Raw genomic sequence first — 14,361 nt, forward strand, 5'->3', positions numbered from 1 at the left:
GCTGCCACCTTGATCCCGTGAGAAGGATGCAGAGGGCAGTTATCCCAGACTCAACTTGGATACTGCGCTATGAAAAAGATCGTCCCAGACCCACCCCTGAAGCTGAACCCCACCACCGAGCAGTCCTTCTGCACCTGCCAGTCCAGCCATCCACCGATCTTCACTGTCCGCCCCGGCGTCGACGCCGCCGACGCCTTGGTCCACGCCAGCATGCTCGCCCGAGCCATCCAGGAAATCGCCGACAACTACGCCCTGCATCACGCCCCCGAAGCGAACCGGGCGATGATCTGGTCGATCTTGCATTCGGCGGAAACGCTCAGGGCATTGCTGGAGGGATTACTCGACGCCATGGAGGCCTGACGGCAAGACGCGGGGCAGTCAGCCCGGCTGCCCCCGGTCCACCTTGCTGCTGAGGATGATCGACGTGGTGGTTTTCTCCACCCCGTCGAGGCTGCCGATCTGGTCGAGCAACTGGTCCAGTTGCTCGGGCGAATCACTGTGCAGCCAGGCGACATAGTCAAACTCGCCGCTCACTGCGCACAGTTGCTGCACCTGCCCCATGGCCGATAGCCGCCGCACCACTTCCTTGCCCGAGCGCGGCTGTACCTTGATCCCCACATAGGCCTGCAAGCCCCCGCCAATCAAGCGCTGGCCCAGGCGCACGCCGTAGCCGGTGATCACCTTGGTCTTTTCCAGCCGTGCCAGGCGCGAGTTCACGGTGGTGCGGGCGATGCCCAGCTGGCGGGCGAGGGTGGCGACGCTCTCGCGGGCATTGATCTGCAGCAGGGCGATCAACTGGCGGTCGATTTCGTCGAGGGCGATGGGGCGGGTGTCAGGCATTCTGAGGTCCTTGCTCGGCGGCAAGCCAGCCTAGCCATGCCTTGCCTGGAAGTGAAGCTTTGACGCTGCAAACCCAGTGAAACTGTGCGTAGCTTAGCGTAGGCATAGTTAGCTGGGGGTAGCGTGGTTACTGGTGTTCAGCGTAATTTGGCGAAATGGGTGGAAGCTGGGCACTGTACCGCCAGTGTATTGTTTTTTCGTACCGCGGAGCGGTCAGGTTTTTTCGGCCATGACGTTGTTCTCCTGGTAAAAATGTGATCAAGGTTGTTGCAAGGTGGCAATTACACACCTAAGATGCCCGCCTTCTCTCACCCGACAGCAAAGGAGGTACATCATGCAACAGTTGATCACCCTTTGCAGGTCGCGCCTGGCTTGAACGCATTCGCCGCTACTCGTTAGCGGTACCGCAACGCCCGGCCTCTGGCCTGCCAATCCGAACATCTTTTTGTTTCAACCCATCAGGATTGGACTATGGGCACTTGCATTCGCAATTTGTCCGACGGCGCCGTATTGGTCGCCGCGGACGACACATGGATCGAAGGAAAAGCGATCCAACAACTCGAAACCACCGCTCGCCTAGGGGGCATGCATCGGGTGGCCGGCATGCCGGACCTGCATCCGGGGCGTGGCTATCCGGTCGGCGCGGCATTCTTTTCCGTGGGGCGTTTGTACCCGGCGCTGGTCGGCAATGACATCGGCTGTGGCATGGCGCTGTGGCGCACGGACATTCCGACCGCCAAGCTGCATCTGGACAAGCTGGAGAAACGCCTTGGCAACCTCGACCTGCCGCTTGACGAGACGTGGCAGGAGGCCGTCGCCAGCTTCGGTTTGCCTGCCACGGGGCACGAGCGTTCTCTAGGCACCATTGGTGGTGGTAACCACTTCGCCGAGCTGCAGCAACTCGATGAAAACTACGACGATGCGGCCCTGGCAGCCTTGGGCATCGAGCGCAAACACCTGCTGTTGCTGGTGCACAGCGGCTCGCGTGGTTTGGGCGAGGCGATCTTGCGTGAGCAGGTCGACCTGTTCGGTCATCACGGACTGGAGGCGGGCAGCGAGGCCAGCACTCATTACCTGGGCCGGCACGACGGCGCGCTGCGTTTTGCCGAAGCCAACCGTCAGTTGATTGCCCGGCGCATGCTCGACCGCTTGCGTGCCGATGGCGATGTACTGCTCGACATCAACCACAACCTGGTGTCGCCAGCGCAGGTCGACGGGCTCGATGGTTGGCTGCATCGCAAAGGCGCCACACCGTCGGATCAGGGGGCGGTGGTGATCCCTGGTTCGCGCGGCGACTACAGCTATTTGGTGCAGCCGATCGCCGACGAGCGCAGCCTGTTGTCCCTGGCCCATGGCGCCGGACGCAAATGGATGCGCAGCGAGTGCAAGGACCGCCTCGCCTCGCGCTACAGCGTCGAGCAACTGAGTCGTACGGCACTAGGCAGCCGCGTGATCTGCGCCGACCGGTCGCTGATCTACGAGGAAGCGCCGGAGGCCTACAAGGCTATCGACTCGGTGGTGGGTGCCTTGCGTGAAGCGGGGTTGGTTCGCGTGCTGGCACGACTGAAACCGGTGCTCACCTACAAGACGCGCGGAGGGTGCTGCTGATGATCCTACTGCAACTCTCGGCGGCTCAGGGGCCGGAAGAATGTGCCCTGGCAGTGGCCAAGGCATTGCTCAGGCTGCAGGCCGAAGCGGATGCCCAGGCCGTGGCGGTACGGATACTCGAAGAAGAGCCGGGGCCGCGGCGCGGCACCTTGCGCTCGGTGTTGCTGGCACTGGATGGCGAGCAGGCCGAGCGCCTGGCGGATCACTGGACGGGCTCGCTGCAATGGACGTGCAGCAGTCCGTACCGGCCGGGGCATGCGCGCAAGAACTGGTTCTTTGGGGGCGCACGGTTTGCGCCACCGGCACCGGAATTGGCGAGCGAGATCCACTTCGAGACCTTGCGTTCGTCCGGGCCGGGTGGTCAGCATGTCAACACCACCGACTCGGCAGTGCGCGCCACGCACCTGGCCAGCGGCGTCAGCGTCAAGGTACAGAGCGAGCGTAGCCAGCACGCCAACAAACGCTTGGCGCTGCTGCTCATCGGTCAACGCCTGGCGCAACAGGCAGAGCAGGTCGACAGCGAACTGCGCGCGGAGCGGCGGTTGTTCCATCACCGCATCGAGCGTGGCAATCCACGTCGGGTGTTTCGTGGCGAGCGCTTCGAGCCGGCTGACGAGTAGATTGTGTGCGAATAGTCGTCGTGCACAAGTCAGGCCGGGCGGCGTAGGCGATGCCGGCCCCACAAAAACGGATGAGGAAAGGACCCGGCTCGCACTCGGGTTTACGAGTTGCAAATGAGCATTCCGTATCTGAGGCGATCCCGTCAAAAACGCAAAAGCCGCGCAGTGCGCGGCTTTGAAGGTGGTGGGCCCACACGGACTCGAACCGTGGACCAAAGGATTATGAGTCCTCTGCTCTAACCGACTGAGCTATAGGCCCTCAGTAGGTGCGCCGGATTATAACGAGGGTTTCGATACCGTGCCATCCGAAAGATCTGATAGTGCTATGCGAAGGAAGGTAGCGGCGAACTCCGCAGGCGGTAGGGGCAGGCTGACGATGTAGCCCTGGATCTGCTCGCAACCCTCGGCGGCGAGGAAGCGCTGCTGGGCCTGGTTCTCCACCCCCTCGGCGATGATCGTCAACTGCATGCTGCGCCCCAGGGCAATGATGGCGCGGGCGATGGCGGCATCGTGGGGGTCATCCGGCAGGCCGCGGATGAACGATTGGTCGATCTTGAGGATATCCAGCGGCAGGCGCTTGAGGTAGCTGAGCGAGGAGTAACCGGTGCCGAAATCGTCGATGGCCAGCTGTACGCCCAGTTGCTTGAGTTGGTGGAGCACGCTCAAGGCTTCCTCGGCCTGGCTCATGATGAAGTTTTCAGTGATCTCCAGTTGCAGGTCGCCCGCCTTGAGCTGGTAGCTCTTGAGCAGTTGCTCGATGCGCTTGGCCAGGCTGGGCTGGCGCAGTTGTGCGCCGGCAAGGTTGATCGAGAGGGGGCCGAAAGCCTGGTAGGCCTTCTTCCAGAGGTGCATCTGCCGGCAAGCCTGCTCCAGCACCCAGTCTCCCAGTTGGAGGATGGTGCCGTTTTCCTCGGCGAGATGGATGAACTGCTCGGGCGGCACTTCGCCGAAGGTGGGGTGGGTCCAGCGGATCAAGGCTTCGGCGCCGACCAGGCTCTGGGTCTTGAGGCTGAACTTGGGTTGGTAGTACAGGCTCAGTTCGTTGCGCTCGATGGCGCGACGCAGCTCGTGCTCGAGGGCGATGCGCTCGCTGGCCTGGGCGGTGAGGTCGCGGGTGTAGGTCTCGACACGGTTGCGGCCCTTGGCCTTGGAGCGGTACATGGCGGCGTCTGCGTTGCGGATCAGCGTGGCGACATCGCTGCCGTCCTGCGGATACAGACTGATGCCGATGCTGGCGCTGGTGAAAAACTCGTGTTCACCGGCCTGGAACGGGGCGTGGAAGCAGGCCAGCAGCTTGTTGGCGATGGCGCTGGCGTCACTGGGCTTGTGCAGGCCGGGCAGGAGGATGATGAATTCGTCGCCGCCCAACCGGGCCACTGTGTCGACATCCCGCACCTGTTCTTTCAGGCGCTGGGCGATGCCCTTGAGCAGCAGGTCACCGACCGGGTGGCCGAGGCTGTCGTTGATGTGCTTGAAGCGGTCCAGGTCGAGGAACAGCACGGCGCCCTGGCGGTTGGAGACTTGCGCGCAGGTGAGGGCCGAAAGCAGGCGGTTTTCGAACAGTGCGCGGTTGGGCAGGCCGGTCAGTGGGTCGTGGTGGGCCTGGTAGTCGAGCTTGGCCTGTGCATGCTTGAGGCTGGAAATATCGGCGAACACGGCAACGAAGTGGGTGGTTTCGCGCTCGCTGTTGCGCACGGCGCTAATGGTGAGCCAGCCGGGGTAGAGCTCGCCGTTCTTGCGTTTGTTGTAGATCTCACCCTGCCAATGGCCTTCGGCATTCAGCTGGTGCCACATGGCGGCGTAGAAGGCGCTGTCATGCTGGCCGGAGGCGAGCAGGCGCGGAGTTTGGCCGAGGGCTTCGATCTCGCTGTAGCCGGTGATTTCGCTGAAGGCCCGGTTGACCGCGCTGATGCGCTGGTCGGTGTCGGTAATCAAGACGCCTTCGGCGGTGTTCTCGAACACGGTGGCGGCCAGTTGCAGTTTCTCCTGCATCAGGTGGCGCTCGGTGATGTCGCGGGCAATGGTCAGCATGCAGTCGACGCCGCCGATCGGCAGGGGCCGAGCAGACAGTTCGCACAGGCGGATCTGCCCGTCGCTGCGGCGGATATGGCAGCTGAAATCGCGGACGAAACCATCGCGGTTGAGCTGTTCGACCAGGCGCTGGCGTTCGTTGAGGTCGACCCAGATGCCCAGGTCGAGGGAGGTCTGGTCGACGGTCGTGCTGATGTCGTAGCCGGTCAGGCGGCAGAAGCCTTCGTTGACCTCCAGCAGCAGGCCATCCTTCTGACGTGACAGCAGCAGCCCGTCAGGCGAGGCGTGGAACGCCTTGGCAAACTTTTCTTCGGATATTTGCAGCTGCTGCTGGGTTTCCTTGAGCTGGTTGATGTCGCGAACTGCCACCACCAGGGCTTTGGTGCCGTCCAGCTCGAAGGTCTCGGCGGAGACAAGGCCGGTGAACAACTGGCCGTTACTGCGCCGGAAGGTCATTTCCAGGTTGCGGATACCGCCCTGGTGCAGGCGTTCGAGCAACAGTGGGCCGGTGCCGGCCACGCCCCACAGGCCAAGTTCGGTGGCCGTGCGGCCAAGTACTTGCGCCGGGCCCAGTCCGATCTGCTCCTCGAACGCTTCGTTGACCTCCATCAGGCAGCCGTCACTGTGGCGTGCAATGAGCAGGATGTCCGGGCATTGCTGGAACACCGAGGCGAACTTCTGTTCCGACAGGCGCAGTGCATCTTCAGTGTGCTTGGTTTCGCTGATGTCGATCATCAGGCCGCGCATCAAGGGTTTGTGGCCGTGCTCGATCATGCTGACGATGTTGCGTACCCACAGGGAATGGCCATCGGCGCGGATCACCCGGTAGTCGAGGCTGTGGTCGCGCCCTGCCGCGGTTTCGCTGTCGCAGTAGGCCTGGGCCCAGAGCGCGTCCTCAGGGTGCAGGATGCTGCGCCAGAACCCGGGCTGGAGCCATTCGCCCAGGGGGTAGCCGAGCAGGTCTTCGGCATGGGGCGAGACGTAGCTGTAGGTGAAGTCATTGGCGTCGGCCTCCCAGGCAATCGCCGACAGGCTCTCGACCAGGCCGCGATAGTGGTACTCACTGCTGCGCAGTTCCTGCTCCAGGGCGATGCGCCGGGAGATCTCCGAGCTGAGCCGGCGGTTGATGCGGATCACCACGGCGAGGATGGCCACCAGCAGCAGGACGCCCGGCAGGCCGTAGAGCAGCATGTCGTGCCAGAAGGTGCGCTGGTCGATGACGTTGCCCACCCAGCGTTGCTGGATATGGCTGACCTCGCTGCTGCTCATGTCGGCCATGACCTTGTCGAGGATGCCGATGAAGATCTTCTGCTCTTGTGGCGCGGCCATTGCCAGCTGGTAGCGGTAAGGGGTCTCGCCACTGACGTAGAGGCCGTCGAGCTTGAGTTGGCGCAGGCTCCAGATACTTGAGGCGAGGTCGCCAACCACGGCGTCCACTGCATCCGTGGCCAGTGCCTGGAGCGTGGAACTGACGTTGGGCATGGCCACCAGGTTCAGGTCCGGATGGTGGGTACGCAGCAATTCATGGGGTGCGTAATTCTCCACCACGGCGATCTTCAAGCCATAGAGATCCTCCAGGTTGCGCGGTTGAGCGCCGCCTTTGTGGGCGAGGATGACGATCGGGAAGTCCAGGTAGGGGCGGGTGAATGCCAGGTAGGCCTGGCGTTCCGGGGTGGACATGATCCCGGGCAACAGGTCGATGCGGCCCGTGCGCGCTTGTGCGAGCACCTCGGTCCAGCTGCTGGGCTCGATGGGCTTGAGCTTGATGCCAAGGCGGTCCTGGATCAAGGCGATGTAATCGGCGGCCAATCCCTGGTAGCGGCCTTCCTGGTCGCGAAATTCGAAAGGCGGCCATGAAGCGTCGACGCCCAGGCGCAGCTGCGGGTGCGCGCTGAGCCAGGCTTGTTCCTCGTCAGTCAGGGTGAGCGCGCCGGCCGTTGTGTTCCAGGCGAGCAGGAGCAGCAACAGAAGGGCCGGCATCAAGGGCATAGCGGCCTCTCGATCAGGGGGTCTGAATCGAGTGTAGACGGGCATCCGGCCAGCGGCGTGGCGCCGTTCACGACCATTTGTCACATAAGAAAAACCCCGGCCTGGGCCGGGGTTCGTCTTTACTCGTCGAGGAAGGAGCGCAGATGCTCGCTTCGCGTCGGATGGCGCAGCTTGCGCAGCGCCTTGGCTTCGATCTGACGGATCCGCTCGCGGGTCACGTCGAACTGCTTGCCGACTTCCTCAAGCGTATGGTCGGTGTTCATGTCGATGCCGAAACGCATGCGCAGCACCTTGGCTTCGCGCGCGGTCAGGCCCGAGAGCACGTCGCGGGTCGCTTCCTTGAGGCTTTCGACCGTGGCCACGTCGATCGGGGACTGCATGGTGGAGTCCTCGATGAAATCGCCCAGGTGCGAGTCTTCGTCGTCACCGATCGGCGTTTCCATGGAGATCGGCTCCTTGGCGATCTTCAGGACCTTGCGGATCTTGTCCTCAGGCATCTCCATGCGCTCGCCAAGCTCTTCCGGGGTCGGTTCACGGCCCATTTCCTGCAGCATCTGGCGGGAAATACGGTTGAGCTTGTTGATCGTTTCGATCATGTGCACCGGAATACGGATGGTGCGCGCCTGGTCGGCGATCGAGCGGGTGATCGCCTGGCGGATCCACCAGGTGGCGTAGGTCGAGAACTTGTAGCCGCGACGGTATTCGAACTTGTCCACCGCCTTCATCAGGCCGATGTTGCCTTCCTGGATCAGGTCGAGGAACTGCAGGCCGCGGTTGGTGTACTTCTTCGCAATGGAGATCACCAGACGCAGGTTCGCCTCGACCATTTCCTTCTTGGCGCGGCGGGCCTTGGCCTCGCCGATGGACATGCGACGGTTGATTTCCTTGATTTCGGCGACGGTCAGGCCGGTCTCGGTCTCGAGGTCGATCAGCTTCTGCTGGCAGGCGACGATCGCGGCGTCTTTCTCACCCAGGGCGGCGGCCCACTTGGTGTTGCGCTTGGCCAGGTCGCCGGACCAGGTCTGGTCGGTCTCGTTGCTCGGGAACAGGCGCAGGAAGTCGGCGCGCGGCATGCGAGCGTCACGCACGCACAGCTGCATGATGGCGCGTTCTTGCTGGCGCAGGCGGTCAAGGGCGCTGCGTACGCGCTCAACCAGTGCGTCGAACTGCTTGGGCACCAGCTTGATCGGCATGAACAGATCGGCCAGGGCCTGCATGGCGCCAATGCTTTCGGCGTGAGTGCGGCCGTGCTTCTTCAACACCTTGAGGGTGATGACCAGCTGATCGTTGACGGCACCGAAACGCTGTGCGGCAACGACTGGGTCCGGACCGCTTTCGGCCTCTTCCTCGTCATCACTGCTCTCGGCGTTTTCGTCGTCGTCTTCTTCTTCTTCCTTCGCGGCGGCGGCCTTGGCACCTGGGATCGGTACTTCTTCGGTCGGCGCGGCGATGTTGTCGTCAGGGTCGATGTAACCGCTGAGGACGTCGGACAGGCGGCCGCCTTCGGCGGTGACGCGGTCGTATTCGCTGATGATGTAGTCGACGGTGCCCGGGAAGTGAGCGATGGCGCCCATGACTTCACGGATGCCTTCCTCGATGCGCTTGGCGATTTCGATCTCGCCTTCGCGGGTCAGCAGCTCGACGGTACCCATTTCACGCATGTACATGCGCACCGGGTCGGTCGTGCGGCCGATATCGGTCTCAACGGCCGCCAACGCGGCGGCGGCCTCTTCGGCTGCGGCTTCGTCGGTGTCGGCTTCCGCCAACAACAGGGCATCCGCATCCGGAGCACTCTCGAATACGTTGATCCCCATGTCGTTGATCATGCGGATGATGTCTTCCACCTGCTCCGGATCTGAAATATCCTCTGGCAGGTGGTCGTTGACCTCCGCGTAAGTCAGGTAGCCCTGCTCACGACCGCGGGTGATCAACTCTTTGATACGAGATTGCTGTTGCGCTTTTCCGGACATAACACCCTATCCACTGAAGGTCTTGGCGGGCAAAAAACAAGCCGAGGATTATACCCGAGCATGGACCTCACGCGCCAGATGAGGTCGGGTTTTGTGCGGGAACATTGCGGCGGAGCAAGTCGCGAAGCTTCGAAGTTTCGTCCTCGTCCAAACCGGTTAGACGTGACTTGCTGATCAAATGTTCCAGGCTGCGCTCACGTTGGCGAGCGGACAAACTAGTTATAGTGTCGAAAAACTGTTGTTCAAGGTTGTCGGCATCGATCAACCATTCCTTTTCCGCCAGGGCCCGCAGCAGGCGGCCTTGCTCGGTCCCGTGCCAGCGTGCGATCAGCTGCATAGAGCTTAGCTTAGGATTCTTCTGCGCGGCTTCGATCAGGGCCACCAGCAGTTGGCTGTACAGTTGCTTCTCGTCGGCGAAGTGGCCGGCGTCCTCGACCTTGCCGGCCAGCAACGGATGATGCAGCAGGGTGCGCAAAGCTGACAATGTCGGTGGTTCCACGGGGGCAGGCACCCGTGGTGGCGCTTCGCGCTGGCCATCACGCTGCCAAGGCTTGCCGCCTTTCTTGTCCCACGGCTTGCCATCCCACTGTTTCTTGCCGCCGCCCTTGTTCGGCGTCCACGGGCGCTGCTCCTGCTGTGCCGGAGCGTAGTCGGGCTGGTGCGGATCGCCAAAGTCCGGTGTGTAGCTGGCCATGGCGTCGTAGTCGTAGCCGGGGTCGTAGTCCGGCACGCTGGGAGCGGGCGCGCTCTGGGCCAACTGCTCCATCTGCTGCGGATCGAGCCCGGTAATTTCCTTCAGGCGGTTGCGCATCAACTGGCGCAGGTTCGCACCGGGCACCTGCTCGATCAGTGGCGTGGCCAGCGTGGCCATGTGCGCCTTGCCTTCCAGAGAGCGGGGGTCGGCCTCGTTGCTCAACTGCTCGAAGAAATAGTCGGCCAGTGACTGGGCATGCTGGTTTATACGCGCCTGGAAGGCGTCGGTGCCCTCGGCGCGGACCAGGCTGTCCGGGTCCTCGCCCTCGGGCAGGAACAGGAAGCGCGCGCGGCGGCCATCCTGCAGGCTCGACAGGGTCGACTCCAGCGCGCGCCAGGCGGCCTTGCGGCCGGCCTGGTCGCCATCGAAGCAGAACAGCACGCTGGGCACCACGCGGAACAGGCGCTTGAGGTGTTCCTCGCTGGTGGCCGTGCCGAGCGTGGCCACGGCGTTGCGCAAGCCCTGTTGGGCGAGGGCGATCACGTCCATGTAGCCCTCGACCACGATGATCTCGTCGAGGTTGCGGTTGTGCTTGCGCGCCTCGTAAAGGCCGTACAGTTCCTGACCTTTGTGGAAAACCGGCGTTTCCGGGGAGTTCAGGTACTTGGGCTTGTCGTCGCCCAGTACCCGGCCGCCGAAGGCGATCACCCGGCCGCGGCTGTCGCGGATGGGGAACATTACTCGGTCACGGAAGCGGTCGTAGCGCTTGCCGCTTTCGGCGTTCTCGATCAGCAGGCCTGCGTCGATCATCACCTTCTGCTGCAGGGGGTCGGCACCCAGGTGCTTGAGCAGGTTGTCCCAGCCCGGCGGCGCGAAGCCCAGGCCGAAGTCGCGGGCGATCTCGCCGGACAGGCCGCGACCCTTCAGGTACTCCACTGCCGCCTTGCGGGTGGGGTGGTTGCGCAGGGCCTGGCGGTAGAACTCTGCGGCGGCTTCAAGCAGCGGGTACAGCGGCGAATCGGTCGGCTGGCGCGGTTTCTGCCCGCGGCGGCCTTCCTCGCGTGGTACCTCCATACCCGCCGCGCGTGCCAGTTCCTCGACCGCCTGGGGGAAGTCCAGGTTGTCGTGGTCCATGACAAAGCCGAGCGCGTTGCCACCGGCACCACAGCCGAAGCAGTAGTAGAACTGCTTGTCGGGGCTGACGGTGAAGGAGGGGCTCTTTTCCTTGTGAAACGGGCAGCAGGCGGAGAGATTCTTGCCGGTCTTCTTCAGCTGGACGCGCGAACTCACCACATCGACGATGTCGGTGCGGTTGAGAAGGTCATCGATGAAGCTCTGGGGAATCAGCCCGGCCATGGCAGTCTCGTCATCTGGCAACTGGCAAGTCTAAACGCTTGTGCGCGGGTTTGGCGTGGGGTGTCGCAGAAGAGGTGTTGTGCTCGTCACCAGCCCGGGAAGGGCTCGTCAGAGAAGACGTGCACGCCTGGTCAAAGACCAGTTCTGACGTGTTGAGGCAGGTTGCCCATGGCTTGTGCCGGGGCACCCAAGGCGCATGGCCAAGGGTTTGAAACGACCGCTGCCATCAGCCCGGCACGAGGCCGGGCGGGGCAGAAGCTTTGCGTAGAACGCCTGTATTAGTACAGGCGAACGGCGCGGCGCTGTTCGCGCTGAACCTTCTTGGCGTGACGCTTAACAGCGGCAGCGGCTTTGCGCTTACGCTCGGCGGTCGGCTTCTCGTAAAACTCGCGGCTACGAACTTCAGCCAGTACACCGGCTTTTTCGCAGGAGCGCTTGAAACGACGCAGAGCTACGTCGAAGGGTTCGTTCTCTTTAACTTTGACGGCTGGCATCCAGGGCTACCTTAATTCATTACCGGGGTAGACGTGCTCCTGGCAAAACATAAGGTGTGCTGGAGAACGTCGGTTTTCAAGGGTTGCGGATGTTAACCCTTAGCTGGCAGGAATGCAAAGCCTCTGATCGAAAACCGCTGGTCGGCACAAGGTGCGGGGACTATCATGCGCGCCTTCGAATTCAGCCTCCACAAGGCACGGACCCATGCTAGTACTGGGATTGGAAACATCCTGCGACGAAACTGGCGTCGCATTATACGACAGCGAACGCGGCCTGCTGGCCGACGCGCTGTTCAGCCAGATCGACCTGCACCGCGTCTATGGCGGTGTAGTCCCCGAGCTCGCCTCGCGCGACCACGTCAAGCGCATGTTGCCGCTGATCCGCCAGGTGCTGCAAGAGGCCGGCTGCGTCGCCACCGAGATCGACGCCATCGCCTACACCGCGGGTCCTGGCCTGGTCGGCGCGCTGCTGGTGGGTGCATCTTGCGCCCAGGCGCTGGCGTTCGCCTGGGATATTCCGGCGATCGGCGTGCACCATATGGAAGGCCATCTGCTGGCGCCGATGCTCGAGGAGCAACCACCGGAATTTCCGTTCGTCGCTTTGTTGGTCTCGGGTGGCCATACGCAGTTGGTTCGGGTTGATGGTATCGGCCAATACGAGCTGCTGGGCGAGAGCCTGGATGACGCCGCTGGCGAGGCCTTCGACAAGACCGCCAAGCTGATCGGCCTCAACTACCCGGGTGGCCCGGAGATCGCGCGCCTGGCGGAACAGGGTACGCCGGGGCGTTTCGTGTTCCCGCGGCCGATGACCGATCGGCCTGGCCTGCAGTTCAGCTTCAGTGGCCTGAAGACCTTCGCCCTGAACACCTGGCAGCAATGCCGCGACGCCGGGGACGACAACGAGCAAACCCGTTGCGACGTGTCCCTGGCGTTCCAGCAGGCGGTGGTGGAAACTCTGACCATCAAGTGCAAGCGCGCCCTCAAGCAGACCGGCCTCAAGCGTCTGGTCATCGCCGGTGGCGTGAGCGCCAACAAAGCCCTGCGCGTGTCTCTCGAGGAGATGCTGGCCAGCATCAAGGGCAACGTCTATTACGCGCGCCCGCGCTTCTGTACCGACAACGGCGCGATGATTGCCTATGCGGGCTGCCAGCGCCTTCTGGCCGGTCAGCAGCAGGACCTGGCGATCAGTGTCCAGGCACGCTGGCCGATGGAGCAGTTGCCTCCCGTGTGAGATGCGGCCGGGAGGCGGGCGTCAGAAGTGGCGTTCGCGCCCGGCGAACAGGTCGCGCAGGTTATTGCGGTGTCGCCATACGATCATCAGGGTGAGCACCGTCATTGGCAGCAAGGCCTCGGGCTCGCGCCAGGCCAGCAGTGGCAGGGTGAGTGGCGTGGCGATCAGGGCGGCCAGCGAGCTGGTGCGGGTCAGGTAGAAGGTCAGCAGCCAGGCGCCGATGGCCAGCAGTGCTGCCGGGAAGTAAAGGGCCATGAGCATGCCGGCCGCAGTGGCGACGCCCTTGCCACCCTGGAAGCGGAAGTAGATCGGGAACAGGTGGCCGAGCACCGCGCAGATGCCCACCCAGGCCTGCTCCTGCGGATCCAGGCCGGCCTGGCGAGCCAACAGCACGGGCAACATGCCCTTGCACAGGTCGCCCAGCAACGTCAGGATCGCCAGCTTGCGCCCTGCCAGGCGTAGCATGTTGGTTGCGCCGGCGTTGCCCGAGCCACTGGAACGCGGGTCCGGGCTGCCCGTGAGGCGGCTCAGGAGGATGGCGAAGGACAGAGAGCCGAGCAGGTAGGCAAGCAGCGCCAGTGACCAAAACATGCTAACTATTCCGGGCGAGGACGCCCTGATTCTAACGGCGCCCGTCGCCCTTGTCGTGCTGTGGAGAGAAGTGCTTGGACAGAGTGTTCATCGAAGGCCTGGAAGTCGATACCGTCATCGGTGCCTATGACTGGGAGCGGGATATTCGCCAGTGCCTGCGCCTGGACCTTAGTTTCGCCTGGGATAACCGCCCGGCCGCCGCGGGTGACGACCTGTCACTGGCCCTCGACTACGCCAGCGTTTCAGCACGTATCCAGGCCTTTGCCGAGCAGGCGCGCTTCGAACTGGTAGAGACCTTCGCTGAGCGCCTGGTGGCGGTGCTGATGGACGAGTTCAACATCCCTTGGGTGCGTCTGAAACTGACTAAGCCGGGCGCGGTGCCTGCGGCCCGTGGCGGCGTTGGCGTGGAGATCGAGCGCGGATGTCTCTGAGCACGGTTTACCTGGGGGTGGGCAGTAACATCGACCGCGAACGGCATGTGTGCGCGGGGCTTGATGCGCTGGCGGGCATTCTCAGTGACATGCACTGTTCAGCGGTGTTCGAAAGCCAGGCCGTGGGCATCAAGAGCGGGCCCTTCTACAACCTGGTGGTGCGTGGGCAGACCGATCTGCCGCTGCTGGAGCTCGATCGTCGTCTCAAGTTCATCGAAGCGGACAATGGCCGCTATGCGCCGGACCGCAAGGGCCTGCCGCTGGATATCGATGTGTTGATGTACGACGACCTGCATGGCACGTTCAACGGGCTTGTGCTGCCTCGGGCGGAGATCCTGAAGAACGCCTTTGTGCTGTGGCCGTTGTCGCTGTTGGCGCCGGAACTGGTGCATCCGGGCGCGGGCAAGCCCATGGGGCAGTTGTGGCATGAGGCGAGCATCGAGCAGGTGCTGGCGCCAGTGCCGTTCGAATGGCGGGGTTTGCAGCTGACCCGGATCTGATCCGAA

At 63.2% G+C, this 14,361-nt stretch carries 12 protein-coding genes and 1 tRNA gene; 6 read left to right on the forward strand and 7 right to left on the reverse strand.

Annotated features, from left to right (window positions below; translation table 11 throughout):
* Positions 1-69 precede the first annotated feature (69 nt).
* A complete protein-coding gene (locus P5705_RS06980; RefSeq protein WP_011531820.1) occupies positions 70-360 on the forward strand; it encodes a DUF3077 domain-containing protein in 291 nt (96 codons plus the stop codon).
* Between the two features lie 18 nt (positions 361-378).
* Here the strand turns inward: P5705_RS06980 and P5705_RS06985 are convergent, their stop codons facing one another.
* Positions 379-840 (reverse strand): Lrp/AsnC family transcriptional regulator, encoded by a 462-nt coding sequence (locus tag P5705_RS06985; RefSeq protein ID WP_277460144.1) that lies wholly within the window; start codon positions 838-840, stop codon positions 379-381.
* Between the two features lie 471 nt (positions 841-1,311).
* Here P5705_RS06985 and P5705_RS06990 point away from each other — a divergent pair, with 471 nt between their 5' ends.
* Both P5705_RS06990 and prfH read left to right on the forward strand, forming a co-directional pair.
* Positions 1,312-2,448, forward strand: coding sequence for an RNA ligase RtcB family protein (locus P5705_RS06990; RefSeq protein WP_277460145.1), 1,137 nt, complete (start codon positions 1,312-1,314; stop codon positions 2,446-2,448).
* Complete coding sequence (prfH, locus tag P5705_RS06995) at positions 2,448-3,068, forward strand: peptide chain release factor H (RefSeq protein ID WP_043863775.1); 621 nt, start codon at positions 2,448-2,450, stop codon at positions 3,066-3,068. Before P5705_RS06990 ends, prfH begins: the two co-directional genes overlap by 1 nt.
* A gap of 182 nt (positions 3,069-3,250) precedes the next feature.
* On the opposite strand, the gene P5705_RS07000 is transcribed toward prfH, so the two are convergent.
* The 5 genes from P5705_RS07000 to rpsU all read right to left on the reverse strand — a co-directional run bounded on the left by P5705_RS07000 (position 3,251) and on the right by rpsU (position 11,602).
* Positions 3,251-3,327, reverse strand: a tRNA-Ile gene (locus P5705_RS07000).
* Between the two features lie 17 nt (positions 3,328-3,344).
* Positions 3,345-7,088: a bifunctional diguanylate cyclase/phosphodiesterase gene (locus P5705_RS07005; protein WP_277460146.1), complete on the reverse strand. Its 3,744-nt coding sequence runs from the start codon at positions 7,086-7,088 to the stop codon at positions 3,345-3,347.
* Positions 7,089-7,207: 119 nt separating this feature from the next.
* Positions 7,208-9,058: an RNA polymerase sigma factor RpoD gene (rpoD, locus tag P5705_RS07010; protein ID WP_277460147.1), complete on the reverse strand. Its 1,851-nt coding sequence runs from the start codon at positions 9,056-9,058 to the stop codon at positions 7,208-7,210.
* A 67-nt stretch (positions 9,059-9,125) separates the two neighbouring features.
* Positions 9,126-11,108: a DNA primase gene (gene dnaG, locus P5705_RS07015; protein WP_277460148.1), complete on the reverse strand. Its 1,983-nt coding sequence runs from the start codon at positions 11,106-11,108 to the stop codon at positions 9,126-9,128.
* A gap of 278 nt (positions 11,109-11,386) precedes the next feature.
* Complete coding sequence (gene rpsU, locus P5705_RS07020; RefSeq protein WP_003255575.1) at positions 11,387-11,602, reverse strand: 30S ribosomal protein S21; 216 nt, start codon at positions 11,600-11,602, stop codon at positions 11,387-11,389.
* 205 nt (positions 11,603-11,807) lie between these two features.
* Between rpsU and tsaD the strand changes: the two genes are divergently transcribed.
* Positions 11,808-12,833 (forward strand): tRNA (adenosine(37)-N6)-threonylcarbamoyltransferase complex transferase subunit TsaD, encoded by a 1,026-nt coding sequence (gene tsaD, locus P5705_RS07025; protein ID WP_277460149.1) that lies wholly within the window; start codon positions 11,808-11,810, stop codon positions 12,831-12,833.
* A gap of 21 nt (positions 12,834-12,854) precedes the next feature.
* Here tsaD and plsY read toward each other — a convergent pair whose 3' ends face one another.
* Positions 12,855-13,424: a glycerol-3-phosphate 1-O-acyltransferase PlsY gene (gene plsY / locus P5705_RS07030; protein ID WP_277460150.1), complete on the reverse strand. Its 570-nt coding sequence runs from the start codon at positions 13,422-13,424 to the stop codon at positions 12,855-12,857.
* 74 nt (positions 13,425-13,498) lie between these two features.
* Here plsY and folB point away from each other — a divergent pair, with 74 nt between their 5' ends.
* Together folB and folK are read left to right on the forward strand one after the other, a co-directional pair.
* Positions 13,499-13,855, forward strand: a complete 357-nt coding sequence (gene folB / locus P5705_RS07035; RefSeq protein ID WP_277460151.1) for a dihydroneopterin aldolase — start codon at positions 13,499-13,501, stop codon at positions 13,853-13,855.
* Positions 13,846-14,355 carry a 2-amino-4-hydroxy-6-hydroxymethyldihydropteridine diphosphokinase gene (gene folK / locus P5705_RS07040; protein WP_277460152.1) on the forward strand — a complete coding sequence of 170 codons (510 nt, stop codon included), beginning with the start codon at positions 13,846-13,848 and terminating at the stop codon, positions 14,353-14,355. Before folB ends, folK begins: the two co-directional genes overlap by 10 nt.
* Positions 14,356-14,361 lie beyond the last annotated feature (6 nt).

The organism is Pseudomonas entomophila, assembly GCF_029478665.1.
In the GTDB taxonomy this organism is placed as follows: domain Bacteria; phylum Pseudomonadota; class Gammaproteobacteria; order Pseudomonadales; family Pseudomonadaceae; genus Aquipseudomonas; species Aquipseudomonas entomophila_F.